The organism is Hahella sp. NS-SX17 (genome assembly GCF_057367735.1).
The window spans coordinates 6400468-6420696 of record NZ_CM170632.1 but is presented as its reverse complement, the minus strand read 5'-3'; the positions used below and the strand labels follow the sequence as shown (position 1 = coordinate 6420696).

Sequence of the window (20229 nt, the reverse complement as noted above, 5' to 3'; positions counted from 1 at the left end):
ACGGCGAAACCGCGGCGGGGAGTGCGGTCCCGCCGTTTCAATGGGAAAAGCGTCCCCAAGCTCACCATTCTCAATCGCTCTCTTCCGTGGCGGTGAGGGCCACGAAAATCTGCTGTCCTTCCATGCGCACCTGAAACCTGCGCGTACAGCCGGTGTCATAACCCTGGGCTTCGCCGCTCTGCAGACTGATCACCCAGTTGTGCAGCGGGCAGGTGACGTTGTCGCCATGGATGATTCCCTGGGACAAGGCGCCGCCTTTATGGGGGCATTTGTCGCGCAGGGCGAACACTTTGTCGTCCTTGGTGCGAAACACCGCCAGGTCGCCGAAGCGGGACTGCACTACGCGGGCGCCCAGGCGTGGTATTTCTTCAAGACTGCCTACCTCGATCCACTGTGTCATAGCTGATATCTCTTCTGTCTTACGTCTCGGGAGTATTCACGTTTTGATTGTTAGTGCGACTCAGTTCAATTGCGTGAGAGGGATGAACTCCTGCTTCTCCACGCCTTGAGCGGCCCGTTCCGCCCAGGGATCGATCTGCGCTAGTTTTTGCGACTCCAGAAAGCGGGCGTGGAACGCCTTGCGCTGCTCCGGATTGTCCACCAGTTCGGATTTGACGTAACTGAGGCCAACACGCTCGACCCAGGGTGCGGTGCGCTCGTTGTGATGTCCTTGCTCCCGGTACATCTGCATCAGCGCGCCGGCGTACTCCATGACTTCATCCATGGTGGACACTTTGACCAGGAAGTCGGAGACGCGCACCTTCATGCCGCCGTTGCCGCCCACGTATAGCTCCCAGCCGGAGTCCACTGCGACAACGCCAAAGTCTTTGATAGTGGCTTCCGCGCAGTTGCGTGGGCAACCGGATACCGCCATTTTCACTTTGGCCGGCGTCCAGGAGCCCCAGGTCATCTTCTCCAGCTTCACGCCCATGCCGGTGGAGTCCTGGGTGCCGAAGCGGCAGAACTCTGAGCCGACGCAGGTTTTCACGGTGCGCAATGCCTTGCCGTAAGCATGGCCGGACACCATGCCGGCGTCGTTCAGGTCTTTCCAGATATGAGGCAGGTCTTCTTTTTTGACGCCGAGCAGGTCGATGCGCTGGCCGCCGGTGACTTTGACGCAGGGCACTTGGTATTTGTCCGCCGCGTCGGCGATGGCGCGTAGCTCATTGGGCGTAGTGAGGCCGCCCCACATGCGTGGTACGACGCTGTAAGTGTTGTCTTTCTGGATGTTGGCGTGCACCCGTTCGTTGATGAAGCGGGAGCGCGGGTCGTCCACTTTCTGGTCCGGCCAGGCGCAGACCAGATAGTAGTTGATGGCCGGGCGGCAGACATGGCAGCCGTCCGGTTTGTCCCATTCCATAAAAGCGGCCACTTCGTGAAAGGTTTTCAGGCCGTTATCGATAATGGTTTTGCGGACAGTGTCATGGCCGTAGCCGGTGCATTTACAAAGCGGCTTTTCACTGGGCGCGGTGCTGTAGTCGCCGCCGACGGTGGCCGCCAGAACCTGCTCCACCAGACCGGTGCAGGAACCGCAGGAAGCGGAGGCTTTGGTGGCGGCGCGCACATCGTCCAAGGTGTAGAGTTTGTTGTCAGTGATGGCTTTAACGATGTCGCCTTTGCAGACGCCGTTACAGCCGCAGATCTCGGCATCGTCAGGCAAGTCCGCGACGGCGTTGATGCCCTGGCGGCCGGAGTCGCCCACTAAATGCTGGCCGAACAGCAAGGTGTCGCGGAAGTCGCTGATATTGGTTTTGTCGCGCATCAGTTGGAAGTACCAGGAGCCATCGCCGGTGTCGCCAAACATGACAGAACCGATGATTTTGTCCTCTCTGATCACCACCTTTTTATAGACGCCGCGTTTGGGGTCCTGAAACACGATGTTTTCGCTGTCGTTGTCCCCCAGAAAGTTACCGGCGGAGAAAACGTCTATGCCAGTGACTTTGAGCTTGGTGGAAACCTCTTTTTGCTTGTAAATGCCGATGCCGTAGCCCGCCAGATGGTTGGCGCAGACTTTGGCCTGATCCCAGATCGGCGCCACCAACCCGAACAGTTCGCCCCGATGTTGCACGCATTCGCCGATAGCGTAGATGCTGGGGTCGTAGGTTTGCATGGTGTCGTTGACCACAATTCCTCGTTCACAATACAGGCCGCAGGACTGCGCCAGATCGGTGTTGGGGCGAATGCCGACCGCCATCACGACGATATCCGCAGGCAACGTCTCACCGGTGTCGAACTTGATGGCTTTGACGCCGCCATGTTCGTCACTCTCCAGGCAAGCGGTGTTGGCGGACATGCGAAACTTCATGCCGCGTTCTTCTAAAGCCGCTTGCAGAAAACGGGCGGAAGGACCATCCAACTGGCGATTCATCAGTATTTCCAGGTTATGCACCACGGTGACGTCCATGCCGTGTTTAAGCAGGCCGTTGGCGGCTTCCAGGCCGAGCAGGCCGCCGCCGATTACGATGGCGTGCTGTTTGGATTTGGCGGCGGACAGCATGGTGTCCACATCGGAAATATCGCGGAAGGTGATGACGCCTTTCAGGTCTTTGCCCGGCACAGGAATAATGAAGGGATTGGAGCCGGTGGACAGCAGCAGCCGGTCATAGGGCGCTTCCGTCCCGTCCGCCGCATATACGATCTTGTTGCGGCGATCCACTTTCAACGCTCGCTTATCCCATCCGGCGTGCAGAGTGATGTGGTGAGTTTTGTACCACTCCATGTCGTTGATCATGATGTCTTTAAGCGTCTTTTCTCCGGACAACAACGGCGACAACATGATGCGGTTGTAATTGCCGTGAGGCTCTGATCCGAACACGGTGATGTCGTATTTATCCGGGGCTATTTTTAACAGCTCCTCGACCGTCCGCATTCCAGCCATTCCATTTCCGACGACGACTAATTTTTCTTTCATGGATCTTCTCCAGCTCGCTGAATCCGCTACAGGCTAATTGACGGTGATTCAGCATGAATGGCGCCAACCAAAATCTCGTTATTTTTAAGTCTCTGTAATTAAAGAGATAAAAAGTGAATTTCGATGCATTTCGCGGGAATTTGCCTGCAAATGGTGCGAATTAACGCTCAGGTTTTGTTCTAAAAAAGTGCGCGAATTTTGGCTGGCGCCCAACAAGAGTGATTAATTTGGTGCGGGCGCGTGATTTTGTTCTGCGCTTAATTGGTGCGTTTTGTGGCTCTGGAAAATACCTGGCGGTTAGCCTAATAAACCTAATCGCCTGATTTCCAAAGGTAATATGGCGTTGGGACGGTAGCGTTTCGATGGCGGGAAAAAGCGTTGAAGGGCCTGAAGGCGTCAGTTTGGGTGGTTGGCACAGCTTTTGTAATTCCAATGAATGCTTTTCTGCTAGAACTCAACTGCCAAATAAGACAGGAAGATTTATGTCATCCGATAAATTGAACATTCTGGATTTGTCCCAGGGGGGCGTCCGAACGTTGCATTACACTTGGTTCGCGTTTTTCCTTACTTTTGTGATGTGGTTTTCCCATGCCCCGATGAAGCCGTTCATCGTGGAAGCCTTCAATATGACCAACGAACAGTGGAAAGCGCTGTTGATTCTGAACGTGGCGCTGACCATTCCCGCGCGTATTGTGATCGGCATGTTGGTGGATAAGTTCGGCCCCCGTGCGGTATACAGCCTGTTATTGATGATTTCCGCTTTCTTATGTTGGGGATTTGCATTTTCCACTACCTTTGAGCAGCTTGCGCTGTTTCGCTTTCTGTGTGGGTTCATTGGCGCTGGATTCGTCATTGGCATCCGTTTGGTGGGGGAGTGGTTCCCCGCCAAAACCGTCGGTGTGGCGGAAGGGGTATACGGCGGCTGGGGCAACTTCGGCTCTACGGCGGCGGCCTGGACATTGCCTGCGGTCGCCGCTTATCTCTATGGCGGCGATGAAGGCTGGCGTTATGCGATCGCCACCACTGGCGTCGTCGCTTTCTTTTATGGAATGCTGTTCTATCGCAAGATCCGCAATACGCCGAAAGGCTCCACTTACTTCAAGCCGAAAAAGAGCGGCGGACTGGAAGTCAGTTCCTGGAAAGATTTCTGGTTTTACATCGCCATGAACCTGCCGATGTATATCGCCCTGGCGGTGCTGACCTGGAAACTGTCGCCAGCGGGTCTCGGACTGTTATCTGACGTTACTGCGCAAATGCTGTGGGCGGGCCTGGGCGCGTTATTCATTATCCAGTTCTGGCAGATCTACAACGTTAATCACGAACGCCTGAAACAGGGCGTGCCGGAAATGCAGCGGTACAAGTTCAAGCAGGTGGCGGTGTTGGATTGGGCGTACTTTGTGACCTTTGGATCAGAGTTGGCGGTGGTGTCGATGCTGCCCGCCTTTTTTATGGAAACCTTTGGTGTGTCGCCTGTGCAGGCGGGTTTGCTGGGCGGGGCTTTCGCCCTGATGAATCTGGTGGCGCGTCCTGGGGGCGGGTTGTTGTCAGACCGCTTTGGCCGTAAAAAAACACTGTCCATCCTGATCGCGGGTCTGGCGATGGGCTATATGCTGTTGAGCCAGATTTCCTCCGCCTGGATGATTCCTGTCGCCGTGGCGTCAGTGATGCTGTGTTCCTTCTTTGTACAGGCGGGAGAGGGGGCAGTGTTCGCCATGGTGCCTTTGGTGCAGCGCCGCATGACCGGACAGATCGCAGGTATGGCGGGCGCATACGGTAATGTGGGGGGCGTGACTTTTTTGACGGTGTATTCATTCGTTGACGCCTCCACTTTCTTTATGACTATCGCAGGAGCCGCGGCGGTTTGTTTTCTCGCGGTGCAGTTTCTGGATGAGCCTGAAGGACATATGGTGGAAGTGGGCGAAGACGGCAGCGTCCAGTTGATTGAAGTGAACTGATTGACATGGGCGTATCACTGCGGCGTACTACCTTTAAATTTCGCAGCAGGAATAGTGGCGCATGATATTCGCCAGTGACTTGTCGCTATCTGTTGATCAACACAGTATTGCGGGCGTGAAATCCCGCAATGAAGACTGCATCGGGGTGCGTATTCCTGATCGGGAAATGTTGCAATTGAAAGGCGCGGTGGCGGTGATTGCGGACGGCGTCAGCGCAGCGCAGGCGGGCAAGGAAGCCAGTGAAGCCTGCGTCACTAATTTCCTGAGCGACTACTTCTGCACCCCGGACTCCTGGTCGGTTAAAAACGCCGCACAGAAGGTGCTGCAGGCGTTGAATCGCTGGCTGTATGGGCAAAGTCTGCGCACCCTCAATGACGACAAAGGTTATGTCTGCACCCTGTCCATTCTGGTGTTGAAATCGACGCAGGCGCATATCTTTCATGTGGGCGACAGCCGCATCTATCTGTACAGAAATGGCGAGCTGGAGCAGGTCACCACGGATCACACCGCCCGCGTCGATGCGGAACGCACTTACCTGGCCCGGGCTATGGGCTTTTCTCCTAATCTGGACATTGATTACCGTGTTTTGGACGTGCAGGCCGGAGATATATTCTTATTGAGTACGGATGGTCTGCATGACTTCATTTCCCTCAGCCAGATGCGGGAACAACTACAGACAGTGGACAAAGCCCCGATTCAGGGTGTCGCTGAGCAACTTCTGCAAGCGGCTTTGCAGGCGGGCAGCGACGATAATCTGAGCTGCCAGATTATTCGGGTGGAAGGACTTGGGTTGCAGGATGCAGACGCCTGCTGTCGCGAACTGAGTCGTTTGCCGTTTCCGCCGCCGCTGGAAGTGGGGCAGAGTCTGGACGGCTATCGCGTCGAGCGCATTCTGCACGAAAGCGCGCGCAGTCAGGTCTATCAGGTCACTGATATGGAGTCCGGCGCGCGTGCGGTAATGAAAACGCCCTCTCTTAATTTCGTGGACGATCCCGCTTATATCGAGCGCTTCGCCATGGAGGAGTGGATTGCCCGGCGCGTGCAGAATCCCCATGTGGCGGGTTTGGTTCCCTGTAAACGTGCGCGCAGCGGTTTGTATTATCTGACGGAGTTCGTGCCGGGAGCGCCATTGTCGCGGTGGATTCGCGATAATTCCCGTCCGGATATTCAGCGTGTGACGCACATCCTGGAACAGGTTGTTAAAGGCGTACGGGCGTTACATCGTAAAGAGACTCTGCATCAGGATATCAAGCCGGATAATCTCCTTATTGGTAATGACGATCATGTGACGCTGGTGGATTTCGGCTCCTGCCGTATTCCAGGAGTGGAGGAAATGTATCTGCCAATTGAGCGGGAAAGGGCGTTAGGCACCGCCAGCTACAGTGCGCCGGAATATGTGTTGGGGGCGAAAGCCACGACCCGTTCCGAGCTGTTTTCCGTGGCGGTGATTGGGTATGAAATGCTGACCGGACACTTGCCTTATGGGGAGGCTTATGAAAAAGCGGCGTCGCCGACCGCGTTGGCCAAATTAAAATATACGCCCGCTTATCATCATAATCCCATGGTTCCCGTGTGGATGGATGGCGCATTGAAGAAAGCCCTGCAACTGGACCCGCGTCGTCGCTACGACAGCTTTTCCGAATGGTTGCAGGACATGACCTATCCCAACTCCCGGCTCATGCCGGATAACGCGTTGCCAATTGTTGAGCGCAATCCTTTGGTCTTCTGGCGCACGTTAAGTGGGATACTGCTGCTTACTCAACTCGCCACCATACTGTGGTTGCTGCATCTGTTGCGGTAGCGCTCACGATTCAGCGGGAGCGGGGATTTCCGCAGCCACTTTCTCACCGATCAGGCGATGGGTTTTACCGGAAGGGTGAATGTCGTCGAAGTAGTAGAAGTTGTCGAACTGCTCTTCGCTACAGATGTCGCTGTACTCCAGGTCCTCCGTCACGTAGCAGCCGTCTGTAGTGTTGGTGAAGCCATAGTCCGCCGCGTTGTTCAGGATATCCAGAGCGATCTGGTATGAGTTGATCATCGTGACTTTCGCATCGCCTATATTCAATTCAGACAGCTTCAACTCCACTTGATTGTTGAAGTACACAGTGAGGTCGCTGGCCAGTTGCGAGCGGCCTTCCTGACCGGGCTCTTCGGATTCTTTCAGTACCTTCGGCGTTTTGCCCACATCCGGGACTGTCAGCACAACGATGTTTTTCCCGCCTTTATCGATTACCTCCTGCACGTTGGCGGCGACTTTATCCGCGGCAAGGTCCAGTGCGTTGGTGTTGTTAGGGGACGTTTCTCCCCGCTGCTCAAGAATATCGTTGCCGCCGATGAAGAACAGGTATAGCGCTTTGGGTGAGGCTTCTTCGGAGTGATACTCCATATAGGTGTCCACTTGGAAGTCCAGGTCGATATTCTGATCTGCGTCCGCCTGTCCACCGGCGACGGCGTAGTTGGTGCCGTCAGTGATTTCGCCCAGATACAGGGAGGCCTCTACATCCACGTCCAGGGACTCCGCCACATAATCCACGATCAGCTTACCGTTGGAAATCCGGTTGTCGTAAAAGGGGGAGGGCAGGTCTGTTTCCAGGGAGAGGTAGCCGCCGATATTCCCGGTGTCAGACAGACTGTCTCCAAATACATAGAGCGCGCTGTAGGGGCGGGACTCAGAGGTCTCCTTCTCCTCATCATCGCTCAATTGACAGCCCGACAGGGCGATTGCGCACGCCAAAGGCGTCAAAAGGGTTTTTTTCCAGGTTCCTTTAACCATGTTCATTATGCTCATCCTATTTCTACAGTTAGCTCTCTTTATTTGTGCGGCCGCCAAAACCGGGCTATCAGCGGTCGTTCCGTCTCAACTCCAACGCTCCGCATGAACTTGAGTCGTTATCCCCTTATCGCAGGAACCATGCCTGAAATGAAAAATGGAGTAGTGATTGCAGCTAACCGCCCGGAATCACTGGGCTGGAGAGGAGGTTAAGGAAGATGGAATACGAACTTCTTTTATTGAACGTTATTCAGATTTTTGTAAAAACGGCTACTGGAGTTTGTAAAGTTGGAAGGACGTTGAGGGCGGGAAGGGAATGTAGGGCCGGAGCTTCGACGGCATTGGCTGATAAAAACAAAGCCAGACGAACGCTGGCTTTGCTGAAATAAACGAGGATGAATGTAAGGTGCGCTATCAACTCTCCCCAGGAACGTTAATCACGCCTTCAAGATAAAGGCGCGCCTGACCGACCAGCAGCACGTTCGGGCCGCGGTAGTGGCACATGACTTCGCCGCCGCGTTGGGAGATTTGTCGGGCGGTCAGCTCTACTTTGCCCAGTTTTTCTGACCAGTATGGCGTCAGTGTGCAGTGGGCGGAGCCGGTGACAGGGTCTTCGGGAACCCCGACTTTGGGAGCGAAGAAGCGGGAGACGAAGTCCACCTTATCCCCTTTAGCGGTGACAATCACGCCGAGGGAGTCGACGAGTTTCAGCATGCGCATATCTGGATAGACGGCGCGTACGGCGGCTTCGTTTTCCAGTACGACCATATAGTCCCGGGACTTGAGCACTTCCAGCGGCTTCACGCCGCCGAGGGCTTCCAGCAGGGCCTGGTCCGGTTCAACCAGCTCGCCTTTGCGGCTGGGGAACAGCATGGCGTAGCCTCCCTGTTTGTGAGGAGAGACTTCCAGCGTGCCGCTACGGGTGTGAAACTGAATGCGGGGGCCCTTGAACCCTTTCAGTTCATAGAGAACAAAGGCGGTGGCCAGTGTCGCATGACCGCACAAGTCCACTTCCGCCTCTGGTGTGAACCAGCGTAAATCGAAGCCATTGGTGCGCGGCACGTAGAAAGCCGTTTCCGATAAGTTGTTCTCTGCTGCGATTTTGCAGAGCGTATCGTCCGGCAGCCAGTCATCCAGGCAACAAACCCCGGCGGGGTTCCCGGAAAATACGTTGGAAGTAAATGCGTCAACCTGAAAGTACTGATGCTTACTCATAAAGTGATCTCAAACCAGTGTTGTGTCTTGATGCGGGTAAAACCCAGACCCTCGTAAAACTGGTGAGCCTGCTCCCGATGAATTCGCGACCCTAATCGAATTTTAGAGACTCCTTGTCGTTTTGCCCACTCCTTCACGGCTTCGATCAGCTTTCCGCCGGCGCCTTGTCCGCGGACGCACGCATCCACCACCAGGCTGACGATTTCGACATAGCCCCCTGCGACGAGAGTGCGTTTGAGATTGCTTTGAATGAAACCAATCACCTTGTCGTCGCTGATAGCGACAGCCAGATGCGCGTGGGAGTCGTGGATTAGGACAGAGAGAGAATGGTCGAGCTGAGTCTGGGAAAGGGAGTACCCCAGTTGCTCGATCAGGGGTAGAAGAGCGGGGGCGTCAGCCGCCTCCGCTCTGCGCAACGTCAATGTTTGCAAGCTTGCTTCCTAGTGTTGCAGGATCTGGCTTAGGAACAGTTTGGTCCGCTCGTTCTGTGGATTATTAAAGAACTCATGCGGTTCGTTTTCCTCGATGATCTGACCGGCGTCCATAAATATTACCCGGTTGGCCACGGTCTTGGCGAAGCCCATCTCGTGGGTGACGCAGATCATGGTCATGCCGGATTCCGCCAGCTCGATCATGGTGTCCAGCACCTCTTTGATCATCTCCGGGTCGAGCGCCGAAGTAGGCTCGTCGAACAGCATGATTTCAGGGTTCATACACAGACTGCGGGCGATAGCCACACGCTGCTGCTGACCGCCTGACAACTGTCCCGGATACTTGTGCGCCTGATGCGGGATCTTGACCTTTTCCAGGTACTTCATCGCTGCCGCTTCGGCTTCTTTCTGAGGTACTTTACGCACCCATATTGGAGCCAATGTACAGTTCTGAAGAACCGTCAGGTGAGGAAAGAGGTTGAAGTGCTGGAACACCATACCTACTTCCCGACGCACGCTGTCGATGTTTTTGAGGTCGTTGGTCAGAGGAATATCCTTTACGATAATGTCCCCTTGTTGATGCTCTTCCAAACGGTTGATGCAGCGGATCATGGTGGACTTGCCTGACCCTGATGGTCCGCACACAACGATACGTTCGCCCTTATACACTTCCAGATTAATGTCTTTCAGTACATGGAACTTACCGTACCACTTGTTCACTCCGCGCAGGTGAATCATGCTCTTGCGGGAATCTGCGCTGTTAGTATTCGTATTCATGTCGTACTCCAGAAAACTTGCCTATCGGTGACTGGTATTCAGTTTACGCTCCAGCGCCTGGCTGTAGCGGGACATTCCGAAGCAGAACACCCAGAATACGAAAGCCACGAAAATATAACCTTCAACGGAGAAGCCCAGCCATTTCGGATCGTGCAACGCTGACTGCACGATGGCGAGCAGGTCGAACAGGCCGATGATCAAGACCAGACTGGTGTCTTTGAACAGCGCGATAAAGGTGTTGACGATGCCAGGAATCATCAGCTTGAGCGCTTGCGGAAGAATGATGAAGAACATCATTTTCCAGTAGCTCAGACCCAGCGAGTGGGCTGCTTCATACTGACCTTTGGGAATCGCCTGCAGACCGCCGCGTACGACTTCCGCCATATACGCGCTCTGGAACATGATGACGCCGATCATGGCGCGCACCAACTTGTCGGTTTCCGTGCCTTCGCTCATGAACAACGGCAGCATGACCGAGGCCATGAACAACACCGTGATCAGAGGAACGCCACGCCAGAACTCAATGTAGACCACACTGATGCTCTTCACGATGGGCATCTCAGAACGGCGACCCAGCGCCAGCGCGACGCCGATTGGCAACGAGACAACGATGCCGACGGTGGCGATGACCAGCGTGAGCGTCAATCCGCCCCATTTATGAGTTTCCACGACTTCCAGACCGAAAGCGCCGCCATACAGAAGGAAGTACGCAATGACCGGGAAAACGACCAGCATAAACAGCGCAATCCACCCTTTTTTGGGTGTTTTGTCGATCATCAGTGCAACGATGCCGATGATGGCGATGGCGAACATGATGTTGATGCGCCAGACTTCATCCGGCGGGTAGAAACCGTAGATGAACTGCGGCAGACGGACGGATATGAATACCCAACAGGCGCCGCCGGAGGTGCAGTCATCCCGAGAGGTTCCAATGACGTCTGCGTTAATAATGCCCCAAGAGACAAACCAGGAGATACCCGAATAAATCAGGTAAAAGGCGATAATGGTCATAACGCTGTTCACTGGACTGCTGAACAGGTTGGTTCTGAGCCAGCCAACAACGCCCACCGTATTGGATGGCGGGGGCAAGTCGGGCAATGGAACAAATTTATTGCTCATGTCGATTACCTCTCAACCAGTGCAATACGGCTGTTGTACCAGTTCATCAGGGCGGAGGTGCTCAAGCTGAGGAACAGATAGACGGCCATTGTCATAAATATAATCTCTATCGCCTGACCTGTCTGGTTCAGGGTTGTGCCCATGAACACGGACACCAGATCCGGATAACCTATCGCGGTCGCCAACGAAGAGTTTTTGGTCAGGTTGAGGTACTGGTTGGTCATTGGAGGAATAATGACCCGCATCGCCTGAGGAACGATAACCAGACGTAGACGCTGCCCGTTCGACAGTCCCAATGCGTTGGCCGCCTCGCTTTGTCCTCTCGGGATTGCTTCAATACCGGAACGCACCACCTCGGCAATAAATGCCGCAGTATAAACAGTCAGTGCGATCAGCAGTGCGATCAGCTCTGGGATAATTGTCAAACCGCCTTTGAAGTTGAAGCCCGCCAACACTGGGTAATCCCAATGCATGGGAGAGCCGGCGATGAAGAAAACAATCAGAGGGAGGCCGAATAAAATACCCAGGGAAGGCAGGAACAGAGGGAAAGTCTTTCCTGTCTCGCGTTGTCTCTTACGCTCGAACTTCACCAGGCCGATGATAATGCCGATGGCGATCACTATCGTAAAAGCGACAGCGCCAAAACCATCTTCATAAACAGGGCCGGGAAGGTATAAGCCACGGATATTGAAGAATACAGATTCACCGATGCTCATACTGTTGCGTGGGCTTGGAAGACCCTGCAATACAGCGAAATACCAGAAGAAGATCTGCAGCAGAAGGGGGATGTTCCGGAAAGTCTCGATATAGGTTGTCGCCAGCTTTGAGATTAACCAGTTGTGCGACAGGCGTCCGATACCGATAAAAAATCCAAGAATAGTCGCCAGGATAATGCCTAATACAGCAACCAGCACTGTATTCAGCAGACCGACAAAGAATGTACGGCCAAAGGAGTGGGTCTCGTCATATTCAATTAATGACTGAAGAATCCCGAATCCGGCTTGATCGCCAAGAAAAGCGAAACCGGTAGTTATCCCGCGCTGTTCCATGTTGGTAAGCGCGTTATTAATAATGTACAGGAAAAAAGCGACTACGGCGCCCACAGCAAGTACTTGGAAAAATACAGAGCGTACTGCAGGATCGTTCCAGATTTTTGTTTTCGCTTTATCCTGTCCTTTGTTTTGAATATCCACTCAATGTTCTCCAGAAGATCGGCAAGGAGTTATTAAATTGGGTGTTTAGAACAGGATAGGGCGCACGGACGTGCGCCCAGACACTAAGGCTTGTATTAGCGGATAGGTGGAGCGTATTGCAGACCACCTTTGGTCCACAGTGCGTTCAGACCGCGCTCAATGCCCAGCGGAGAGGATTTACCAACGTTGCGTTCGAACATTTCGCCGTAGTTACCGACTTGCTTAACGATGTTGTAAGCCCATGCATCGTCCAGACCCAGGTTTTTGCCTTGGCCGGCTTCGGAGCCCAACAGACGCTGTACGTTCGGGTTGGTGCTGGATTTCATTTTGTCTGCGTTATCGGAAGAAACGCCCAGCTCTTCAGCGGTAATCGCTGCGAACAGAGACCACTTCACGATGTTGAACCACTGATCGTCGCCTTGGCGGACAACTGGGCCCAAAGGTTCTTTGGAGATAACTTCCGGCAGAACCATGGCTTTATCCGGATTGGAAAGCTGAATACGCAGGGCGTACAGCTGAGACTGGTCGGAAGTCAGAACGTCGCAGCGTCCAGCTTCGAAGCCTTTTACCGTTTGGTCGGAAGTATCGAATACCACTGGCTGGTATTTCATGCCGAACTCACGGAAGTAGTCGGCCAGATTCAATTCGGTGGTGGTTCCCGCCTGGATACACACGGCTGCGCCGTCCAGTTCTTTCGCGCTCTTCACGCCCAGGTCCTTGCTTACCAGGAAGCCCTGGCCGTCGTAATAGTTGACGCCAGCGAAGTTAAGGCCCAGAGAGCCATCGCGAGTCAGTGTCCAAGTAGTATTACGGGAGAGAAGGTCGATTTCGCCGGATTGCAGAGCTGTGAATCGCTCTTTGGCGGTAAGTGGGATGTATTTTACTTTTGAAGCGTCGCCTAGCGTCGCGGCTGCAACTGCGCGGCACATATCAACGTCGAGGCCCATCCAGTTGCCTTTGTCATCCGGGTTGGAGAAGCCGGGAAGGCCAGTGCTCACGCCACACTGAACAAACCCTTTTTTCTTTACAGCGTCCAGTGTGCCGTCAGCCATCGCTGCACCGGTAGCCGTCATAAACCCAAGCGCTGCAACTGCAGAAACGAATGTCTTCTTCATTTTTTACCCTCGGTTGGTTGTTTGTTGTTCATTGTTATTACCGGATTTAACTTAGCATAGTGTTTTCGCAAAAACGAGAATGCGTAAACACAAAAATTCGGGCGTTTCGGTAATTACGTATCCAATGAACTTCACCTTGGTTAATGCAATTGTAATGCCGTAACTCCATGATTTTATTGGTATCGTGGCCCGTCATGAAATTGGCTGCAGACCACGGACTAATTCCAAAGTAAAGTGTAGATGATGAAATACGGTTGTGCTTGAAGTTGGTGCGCGATAAGGAAAAAGATTAAATTTCGGTGCACGCCACTCCGTTTTTATGCTAAAAAATACGTGTTTTCCGAAGGGGAAACTGTTGGCGAGAGACCTTTCACCATAATCGGCTTTCCATGTACTCATCCGTTACTTCCGCAAGCTCGTTTGAAACCCGTAAAACATTGCTCATTGATGAAATGGCGAAATTCCTGCCGCCCGATTCCATCATCGGAGATGAGGAAACGCTGCGGGTCTATGAATGCGACGGCTTGTCCGCATACTGCGAACGCCCGTTGTTGACTGTACTGCCGGACTCCGTGGAGGACGTGCAGAAGATCCTCAAACTTTGCCACCGCTGGGGCGTACCGGTGGTCGCCCGCGGAGCAGGCACAGGCTTGTCGGCGGGCGCGACGCCGAGCCCGGATGGGGTTTTATTATCCCTGGCTCGCTTTAACCGGATACTGCGCGTAGACCCGGATGCGCGCACTGCAACGGTGCAGCCGGGAGTGCGGAACCTTGCGATCAGCCAGGCGGTAGAGCCCATGGGGCTGTTTTACGCACCTGACCCCTCCTCGCAAATTGCTTGCACCATTGGCGGTAATCTGGCGGAAAACTCTGGCGGCGCCCACTGTCTTAAATACGGACTGACCGTTAATAACGTACTGGCGTTTGAAATGCTCACCGCGGAAGGCGAGAGAGTGCGCATCGGCGGCCAGGGTCTGGATAACTGTGGCTTCGATCTGTTGCCGTTGATCATTGGCTCGGAAGGATTATTAGGCGTCATCACTGAGATCACCGTCAGGCTGCTGCCTTCTCCAGACGCCGCGCAGGTGATCATGGCGGCGTTCGATAGTGTGGAGAAGGCGGGCGACGCGGTCGCGGGGGTTATCGCCAAAGGGATAATTCCCGCCGCGCTGGAAATGATGGATCGTTACGCTATTCAGGCGGCGGAGGATTTCGTGCGCGCGGGCTATCCGACCAATGCGGAAGCGCTGTTGTTGTGCGAAATTGATGGCGTGCGGGAGGAAGTGGCGGAATACGTGGAGCAGGTGGAAGATCTGTTTCGCGAGCTTGGCGCCGTCGCCGTGCGGACTTCCCAGAGCGATGCGGAGCGCGCGTTGTTGTGGAAGGGACGCAAGTCCGCGTTTCCAGCGGTAGGGCGCATTTCCCCTGACTACTATTGCATGGATGGCACGATTCCCCGCAGTCAGCTGTCCTATGTGCTGACGCGGATGCGGGAAATGTCGGAAGAGTACGGATTGCGCGTGGCCAATGTATTTCACGCTGGCGACGGTAATTTACACCCGTTGATTATGTTTGACGCCAACGTGCCGGGCGAGTTTGAAAAGACGGAAGAGTTTGGCGGCAGAATTTTGGAGCTGTGCGTCGCCGTCGGCGGTTGCATCACGGGCGAGCATGGCGTGGGCCTGGAAAAAATACGGCAGATGCACACGCAATTTTCGGACACCGAGTTGGAGCAGTTTCACGCTGTTAAGGACGCGTTCGATCCTGGTGGCGTATTGAACCCCGGCAAAGGCGTTCCCGTATTGCGCCGGTGTCAGGAATATCGCTCGATAGGCAACTGATATCGACAGCCGACTAACCTCGATAGCGAACTAAATAGTGTGGGCGGAGACACCGTCCCGGATGAACATATATAGATGACGGACATAGCTGACAGACTGGTCGACCAAGTGATGACCGCGAGAGCGGCGAGTCGGCCTCTGATGATACGGGGCGGCGGCAGTAAAATTTTCATGGGTCGCGCCGCTGCTGGCGAACCCATTGATGTGAGTGAGCATTGTGGGATAGTGGATTACTCACCATCGGAGCTGGTGATCACCGCCAGAGCCGGGACGCGACTCGCTGATGTGCGGCGAGTTTTGGATGAGCAAGGCCAGACGCTGCCGTTTGAGCCCCCGGAATATGAAGGGCAGGCGACGCTCGGCGGCGCCCTGGCCGCCAACACGTCTGGTCCCGCTCGCCCGTGGCGCGGCTCCGTACGCGACGCCCTGTTGGGAACACGCATTATTAATGGGAAAGGCGAACATCTGCGCTTCGGCGGCGTGGTGATGAAAAACGTCGCCGGTTACGATCTGTCGCGAGCGCAATGTGGCGCGATGGGGGCCTTAGGCGTTATCACGGAACTCAGCATCCGGGTGATACCAAAGCCGGTGCTGGAAACCACGTTGGTGCAGGAATGCAATGAAGCCGCGGCGATCAATAAGATGGTGGAGCTATGCCGACAGCCGCGTCCGTTATCCGCCATGTGCTGGACGGGCGGACGCTTATATATGCGACTGTCAGGCGCGGAACAGGCGGTGGCCAGCACCATCGGATACTGGGGCGGTGAGTTGCTGGAGCGGGCGGCGGACTTTTGGCGTTTGATACAAGAGCAAACCCATGAATTCTTTGCTGGCGATATGCCTTTATGGCGCCTCTCGGTGAAGCCTTCGGCGCCGCCGTTAGGAAATGACGCGCCGGTGATGCTGGATTGGGGGGGCGCTTTGAGGTGGGTGAGAGCCGAATCATCGTTAACGGCGATGGAGCGTTATGCGGTTTCCGCTCAAGGTCAGGCCAGCCTGTATCGTCATGGAGATCGTAACGGCGAGGTCTACCACAGGCTTTCACCACCGCTGCGGGCGTTGCACCAAAGGCTGAAAGCGGCGCTGGACCCCGATGGCATTTTCAATCCAGGCAGGCTGTATTCCTGGCTTTAGTTTTTAACCGGATTTGAAGCGAGCAAGTCCGGGACTCAAAGGTTACTGATGAAAACCGATATCCACGCTAAATATAAAAACACGCCAGAAGGCGATGAAGCGGAAAAGATTATTCGTTCTTGCGTGCACTGCGGCTTTTGTAACGCGACCTGTCCAACCTATCAGGAACTGAGCGATGAACGTGATGGGCCGCGAGGGCGCATCTATTTAATCAAACAAATGCTGGAGACGGACGAGGCATCGGAAAGCACCCGTTTACATCTGGACCGTTGTCTGACCTGTCGCAGTTGCGAGACCACCTGCCCCTCCGGCGTTGAATATGGCAAGTTGCTCGATATCGGGCGTGGCGTGGTGGAGAAAAAAGTCCCCCGCACCTGGCGTGAACGTCTGCTGCGTAAAGTCCTGCTCTTGTTGCTGCCTTACCCTCAGCGCTTCGGCTTCCTGATTGTCGTCGGTCAATGGGTGAGACCGGCACTCCCGGAATATTTGCGCAAGAAAATACCGGAGAAGCAGGTGCCGATTACTTGGCCGCCAAAGCGCCAACCCAGAATAATGATGGGACTGCACGGTTGCGCCCAGAGCGTTACGACGCCAAACACCAACGCCGCCGCGGCGCGAGTGCTGGATCGTCTCGGCGTCAGTTTGATCGCTTCAACCGACGCTGGTTGCTGCGGCGCTGTCAGCTATCATTTAGGGGCGCAGGATGAAGGCAAGCGCCTGATGAAAAAGAACATCGACGCTTGGTGGCCGGCCATTGAATCCGGGCTGGAAGCGATTGTTATCACTGCTTCAGGGTGCGGCGAGCTGGTGAAGGAGTACGGACATATTCTGAAGGACGATCCTGAGTACGCGGAAAAAGCCCGGAGAGTGTCGCAAATGACCCGTGATCTCAGCGAAGTGGTGGCGGTGGAAGATTTGTCTGTGCTCTCCATCAAAAGGAACTACTCGAAAATCGCCGTGCATTGCCCCTGTACGTTGCAGCATGGTCAGAAACTGCCGGGCATCGTGGAAAAGATTCTGACCGATGTCGGGTTTGATCTCGCTTCAGCGCGAGACAAACACCTCTGTTGCGGCTCCGCTGGCGCATACTCGCTGCTGCAACCGAAGATGAGTCGTCAGTTATTAAAAAAGAAAGTCGCGGCGCTGGTGCAGGATGATCCGGACACCATCGTCACCGCGAATGTAGGTTGCCAGTTACACCTTGCGTCTGAAGCCAGAGTGCCTGTCCGACACTGGATTGAGATCATGGACGAAGCGCTGGGATAAATTGAGATAAGAAGAGAGGCAGGCGTTATGCCTGCGCTCTCATCAGCGCCTGTTTAGGTTTACGTACTTTCAGAATGATGAAGATACTGGAGTAAACTACTGCGATGCACCACAACGAACTCATCAGGGTGTACGCCAAATAGAGACACACCAGCGCTCCCAGGCCCGGCAATATACGGTCCTTGCCTTTGAACAGGCGAATAGCGGAAAGCATCGTCAGCAGATAAACCAGAACGATCATGCCGTTGGCCATGCGAATCAACTCTTCCAGAGGAACCTGCAGGACAGAGAAGACAAGCAGGCTGGTCACGCTGGCGATGGACATGACAAACACCGCATTCGCGGGAGCGCCATGGCGGTTCACTTTGCCCAGAACGGGATAAGTCGCGCCATCCTTACCCAGGCTCCATAACATACGGGAAGAACCGGCCAGATAGATATTCATGGTGGCCACGCAGGACAGGAAACCAAACAGCCCAATCAGCAGTTTACCGTGTCCGCCGATCAGCGCATCGAACAGATACACCATGGCTGGGCCCGAATAATCCGCGCCCAGCGCGTAGTGCAGCGTCACCCAGCTACCCATCCAATACACCAGTCCAACCAGCGCCACGCCTGTAATCAGGCACAGTGGAAAGTCCCGTTCAGGATTTTTAAACTCCGTCGACAGATGAGCCAGGGTTTCAATGCCGATAAAACTCCAAAATGCCAGACCCGCCGCCGCGCCAATCTGGCCCCAGTCGAAAGAGGTCGGCTCAGCAGGGATTGGCGGTATGACGTCTAACCAAGCCAATACGGATAGCAGCACTACAATGCCGCCAACGCTGAAGGCGATGATGGTTTGCAGGGAACCTGATAGTTTGACGCCTTTTAGGTTGACCCACAGCATGCCCGCCACCAGCGCCAGCTTGATAGCGAGGAGTTCGGCCGGCGTCAGTGCGACAAGGGAGGTGAGAAACCAGCCCGCCATTTCCATGGCGGCCGGAAGACCTACCGGCACCAGGGCCAGCAAAACCCAGCCTACGATGCGGCCCTGAGTCGCGCCAAAGGCGGAGTGCACATAATGGGAGGCGCCGCCAGCGTGGGGATAACGCTTTCCTAGCCTGGCGAAAGCGAAGGCGATAGGAATGATGGCGATTACCAGCAAGCCCCATCCCCATAGAGCGTTGGCTCCTGAACTCTTAACGGTGAGCTCCGGCACGATGAAAACGCCAGTGCCCAGCAGGGCGGACGCCAAAATGCCAAGACCCTGGCTGAAACTGAGCGAGCGGTGGAGCGACTGCATAGAGATTTTCCTTGAGGTTGCTGCAAGATGAGCTGGCGGGCTGGCCAGCTTTTGCAATATTAATCAAATCCTTCGTTGCAAATTGCGGCTTTACGCCGCCAAAATGCCGGTTTGATCGACATAACGCCGGCGTGTCGCCAATAAGCGGACTAAACGGCGCTTGATAGTTGATTTGTCGAGAATTTTTAGCGGGAGAGCCTGTGGACAAATTTGATGAAAAAATTCTTCAGTTATTGCGTGAAAACGCCAGACAGCCGGTGTCTGCTATCGCGGAAAAAGTGAGTCTGTCCCGCTCGGCGGTGACCGACCGTATCCGCAAAATGGAGGAGACGGGAACTATCCGCGGCTATCAGGTTCTGGTCACTCAGGCGCGGGAGGATCAGGTTTCGGTATATCTGGAGATCAGCTATAACGAAATTCAGTGTACGGAAATGGCGCAAATACTCAGAACTATTCCCGAAATCAAAGTCTGTCACGGCGTAGCGGGAGACACGGATATGATGCTGTTCCTGAAGGCGCCGAATATGGCGCGGATTCATGAAATCCGTGATCGTCTTACTGTGATTCAGGGCGTGGGGAAAATCAAAACCCATGTGGTGATGTCAGAGTACATCAACGAATTTCTTAACGCCTGATGGCGCTTAACCATACCCTCGCGCCATCAGTACGCCGCATAACGGAATGAATAGAACCAACAGCATTTGCGCATGGATGGCGCGTGTGACTCTGCGGCGAGCGTCGGCGCCAAACTCTGGCGTTTGACCGGCTTGGACCGATGTGCGCCAGCGTAGAAACTGCACTGTCGGATAGAGGGAAATCAGCCCGGCGGTGATGAACAACGCAAGCTTGCTCCAAAAGAAGAAGTTGGAAAAATAGTAAGCCTCTCCTTTCTCGAAAAAGACCCTCGCAAACCCACTTGCCAGGACGGTCATCGCACTTAGCCCAAACCAGCGGTCCGTCGCCAACAACGCCTTGGCGGCGTCCAGTGACCAACTCATACTCAGGATTTTACGCTCTTGCAGTAACAGACTGACCAGCGCAAAGATGCAGATAAAGTGGAGCCAGGATAGAGCGATGGGAAGGAGCATGGCGTGATTTCCTGTTTATGTTGTCGGTGGAAACATTGTGTGACTGCAATGTTTTCTATGTCAACAATGTTGACGCTAGTGGTTTTGCGCCCCACACTTATCAGAGATATCCGGTTTAAAGCGGAAATT

Annotated in this window: 19 protein-coding genes; 7 read left to right on the top strand and 12 right to left on the bottom strand. The window is 54.5% G+C overall.

Annotated features, from left to right (window positions below; translation table 11 throughout):
* Positions 1 to 70: 70 nt before the first annotated feature.
* Together nirD and nirB are read right to left on the bottom strand one after the other, a co-directional pair.
* Positions 71 to 400, bottom strand: a complete 330-nt coding sequence (gene nirD / locus AC2IBB_RS28695) for a nitrite reductase small subunit NirD (RefSeq protein WP_486330098.1) — start codon at positions 398 to 400, stop codon at positions 71 to 73.
* A 60-nt stretch (positions 401 to 460) separates the two neighbouring features.
* Positions 461 to 2911 carry a nitrite reductase large subunit NirB gene (gene nirB / locus AC2IBB_RS28690; protein WP_486330097.1) on the bottom strand — a complete coding sequence of 817 codons (2451 nt, stop codon included), beginning with the start codon at positions 2909 to 2911 and terminating at the stop codon, positions 461 to 463.
* 482 nt (positions 2912 to 3393) lie between these two features.
* Here nirB and AC2IBB_RS28685 point away from each other — a divergent pair, with 482 nt between their 5' ends.
* Both AC2IBB_RS28685 and AC2IBB_RS28680 read left to right on the top strand, forming a co-directional pair.
* Positions 3394 to 4866: a NarK family nitrate/nitrite MFS transporter gene (locus tag AC2IBB_RS28685; RefSeq protein ID WP_486330096.1), complete on the top strand. Its 1473-nt coding sequence runs from the start codon at positions 3394 to 3396 to the stop codon at positions 4864 to 4866.
* A gap of 61 nt (positions 4867 to 4927) precedes the next feature.
* Positions 4928 to 6667 carry a bifunctional protein-serine/threonine kinase/phosphatase gene (locus tag AC2IBB_RS28680; protein ID WP_486330095.1) on the top strand — a complete coding sequence of 580 codons (1740 nt, stop codon included), beginning with the start codon at positions 4928 to 4930 and terminating at the stop codon, positions 6665 to 6667.
* A 3-nt stretch (positions 6668 to 6670) separates the two neighbouring features.
* Here the strand turns inward: AC2IBB_RS28680 and AC2IBB_RS28675 are convergent, their stop codons facing one another.
* Positions 6671 to 7645, bottom strand: a complete 975-nt coding sequence (locus AC2IBB_RS28675; protein WP_486330094.1) for an SGNH/GDSL hydrolase family protein — start codon at positions 7643 to 7645, stop codon at positions 6671 to 6673.
* A gap of 209 nt (positions 7646 to 7854) precedes the next feature.
* Between AC2IBB_RS28675 and AC2IBB_RS28670 the strand changes: the two genes are divergently transcribed.
* Positions 7855 to 8025: a hypothetical protein gene (locus AC2IBB_RS28670; RefSeq protein ID WP_486330093.1), complete on the top strand. Its 171-nt coding sequence runs from the start codon at positions 7855 to 7857 to the stop codon at positions 8023 to 8025.
* A 25-nt stretch (positions 8026 to 8050) separates the two neighbouring features.
* Here AC2IBB_RS28670 and AC2IBB_RS28665 read toward each other — a convergent pair whose 3' ends face one another.
* From AC2IBB_RS28665 to AC2IBB_RS28635, 7 genes are all read right to left on the bottom strand, one after another.
* Positions 8051 to 8851 (bottom strand): PhzF family phenazine biosynthesis protein, encoded by an 801-nt coding sequence (locus tag AC2IBB_RS28665; protein ID WP_486330092.1) that lies wholly within the window; start codon positions 8849 to 8851, stop codon positions 8051 to 8053.
* Positions 8848 to 9282, bottom strand: a complete 435-nt coding sequence (locus AC2IBB_RS28660; protein ID WP_486330091.1) for a GNAT family N-acetyltransferase — start codon at positions 9280 to 9282, stop codon at positions 8848 to 8850. The genes AC2IBB_RS28665 and AC2IBB_RS28660 overlap by 4 nt, the downstream gene beginning before the upstream one ends.
* A gap of 9 nt (positions 9283 to 9291) precedes the next feature.
* Entirely contained in the window at positions 9292 to 10020 is a 729-nt protein-coding gene (locus tag AC2IBB_RS28655; RefSeq protein ID WP_148212843.1) for an amino acid ABC transporter ATP-binding protein, read from the bottom strand.
* A 60-nt stretch (positions 10021 to 10080) separates the two neighbouring features.
* Complete coding sequence (locus tag AC2IBB_RS28650; protein ID WP_486330090.1) at positions 10081 to 11178, bottom strand: amino acid ABC transporter permease; 1098 nt, start codon at positions 11176 to 11178, stop codon at positions 10081 to 10083.
* A 5-nt stretch (positions 11179 to 11183) separates the two neighbouring features.
* Positions 11184 to 12371: an amino acid ABC transporter permease gene (locus AC2IBB_RS28645; RefSeq protein ID WP_486330089.1), complete on the bottom strand. Its 1188-nt coding sequence runs from the start codon at positions 12369 to 12371 to the stop codon at positions 11184 to 11186.
* Positions 12372 to 12466: 95 nt separating this feature from the next.
* Positions 12467 to 13423 carry an amino acid ABC transporter substrate-binding protein gene (locus tag AC2IBB_RS28640; RefSeq protein ID WP_486334003.1) on the bottom strand — a complete coding sequence of 319 codons (957 nt, stop codon included), beginning with the start codon at positions 13421 to 13423 and terminating at the stop codon, positions 12467 to 12469.
* Positions 13416 to 13475, bottom strand: coding sequence for a hypothetical protein (locus AC2IBB_RS28635; protein WP_370454959.1), 60 nt, complete (start codon positions 13473 to 13475; stop codon positions 13416 to 13418). Before AC2IBB_RS28635 ends, AC2IBB_RS28640 begins: the two co-directional genes overlap by 8 nt.
* A 400-nt stretch (positions 13476 to 13875) precedes the next feature.
* Here AC2IBB_RS28635 and AC2IBB_RS28630 point away from each other — a divergent pair, with 400 nt between their 5' ends.
* The 3 genes from AC2IBB_RS28630 (at position 13876) to glcF (ending at position 17727) form a co-directional block, all read left to right on the top strand.
* Positions 13876 to 15327 (top strand): FAD-linked oxidase C-terminal domain-containing protein, encoded by a 1452-nt coding sequence (locus AC2IBB_RS28630; protein ID WP_486330088.1) that lies wholly within the window; start codon positions 13876 to 13878, stop codon positions 15325 to 15327.
* A 75-nt stretch (positions 15328 to 15402) separates the two neighbouring features.
* The gene (glcE, locus tag AC2IBB_RS28625) at positions 15403 to 16461 is read left to right on the top strand and encodes a glycolate oxidase subunit GlcE (protein ID WP_486330087.1); all 1059 of its coding nucleotides are present in this window, start codon (positions 15403 to 15405) and stop codon (positions 16459 to 16461) included.
* A gap of 48 nt (positions 16462 to 16509) precedes the next feature.
* Complete coding sequence (gene glcF / locus AC2IBB_RS28620; RefSeq protein WP_486330086.1) at positions 16510 to 17727, top strand: glycolate oxidase subunit GlcF; 1218 nt, start codon at positions 16510 to 16512, stop codon at positions 17725 to 17727.
* 25 nt (positions 17728 to 17752) lie between these two features.
* On the opposite strand, the gene yjeH is transcribed toward glcF, so the two are convergent.
* Entirely contained in the window at positions 17753 to 19012 is a 1260-nt protein-coding gene (gene yjeH / locus AC2IBB_RS28615; RefSeq protein ID WP_486330085.1) for an L-methionine/branched-chain amino acid transporter, read from the bottom strand.
* A gap of 200 nt (positions 19013 to 19212) precedes the next feature.
* Between yjeH and AC2IBB_RS28610 the strand changes: the two genes are divergently transcribed.
* The gene (locus AC2IBB_RS28610; RefSeq protein ID WP_486330084.1) at positions 19213 to 19647 is read left to right on the top strand and encodes an Lrp/AsnC family transcriptional regulator; all 435 of its coding nucleotides are present in this window, start codon (positions 19213 to 19215) and stop codon (positions 19645 to 19647) included.
* A gap of 6 nt (positions 19648 to 19653) precedes the next feature.
* Here AC2IBB_RS28610 and AC2IBB_RS28605 read toward each other — a convergent pair whose 3' ends face one another.
* Positions 19654 to 20100, bottom strand: coding sequence for a DUF2214 family protein (locus tag AC2IBB_RS28605; RefSeq protein ID WP_486330083.1), 447 nt, complete (start codon positions 20098 to 20100; stop codon positions 19654 to 19656).
* Between the last annotated feature and the right edge of the window lie 129 nt (positions 20101 to 20229).

Coding starts and splice junctions, on each gene's coding strand:
- yjeH (WP_486330085.1), bottom strand. CDS start 19,012: ATGCAGTCGCTCCACCGCTCGCTCAGTTTCAGCCAGGGTCTTGGCATT.
- AC2IBB_RS28675 (WP_486330094.1), bottom strand. CDS start 7,645: ATGAACATGGTTAAAGGAACCTGGAAAAAAACCCTTTTGACGCCTTTG.
- AC2IBB_RS28680 (WP_486330095.1), top strand. CDS start 4,928: ATGATATTCGCCAGTGACTTGTCGCTATCTGTTGATCAACACAGTATT.
- AC2IBB_RS28605 (WP_486330083.1), bottom strand. CDS start 20,100: ATGCTCCTTCCCATCGCTCTATCCTGGCTCCACTTTATCTGCATCTTT.
- AC2IBB_RS28665 (WP_486330092.1), bottom strand. CDS start 8,851: ATGAGTAAGCATCAGTACTTTCAGGTTGACGCATTTACTTCCAACGTA.
- AC2IBB_RS28655 (WP_148212843.1), bottom strand. CDS start 10,020: ATGATTCACCTGCGCGGAGTGAACAAGTGGTACGGTAAGTTCCATGTA.
- AC2IBB_RS28630 (WP_486330088.1), top strand. CDS start 13,876: ATGTACTCATCCGTTACTTCCGCAAGCTCGTTTGAAACCCGTAAAACA.
- AC2IBB_RS28670 (WP_486330093.1), top strand. CDS start 7,855: ATGGAATACGAACTTCTTTTATTGAACGTTATTCAGATTTTTGTAAAA.
- AC2IBB_RS28650 (WP_486330090.1), bottom strand. CDS start 11,178: ATGAGCAATAAATTTGTTCCATTGCCCGACTTGCCCCCGCCATCCAAT.
- AC2IBB_RS28685 (WP_486330096.1), top strand. CDS start 3,394: ATGTCATCCGATAAATTGAACATTCTGGATTTGTCCCAGGGGGGCGTC.
- nirB (WP_486330097.1), bottom strand. CDS start 2,911: ATGAAAGAAAAATTAGTCGTCGTCGGAAATGGAATGGCTGGAATGCGG.
- glcE (WP_486330087.1), top strand. CDS start 15,403: ATGACGGACATAGCTGACAGACTGGTCGACCAAGTGATGACCGCGAGA.
- nirD (WP_486330098.1), bottom strand. CDS start 400: ATGACACAGTGGATCGAGGTAGGCAGTCTTGAAGAAATACCACGCCTG.
- AC2IBB_RS28640 (WP_486334003.1), bottom strand. CDS start 13,423: ATGGCTGACGGCACACTGGACGCTGTAAAGAAAAAAGGGTTTGTTCAG.
- glcF (WP_486330086.1), top strand. CDS start 16,510: ATGAAAACCGATATCCACGCTAAATATAAAAACACGCCAGAAGGCGAT.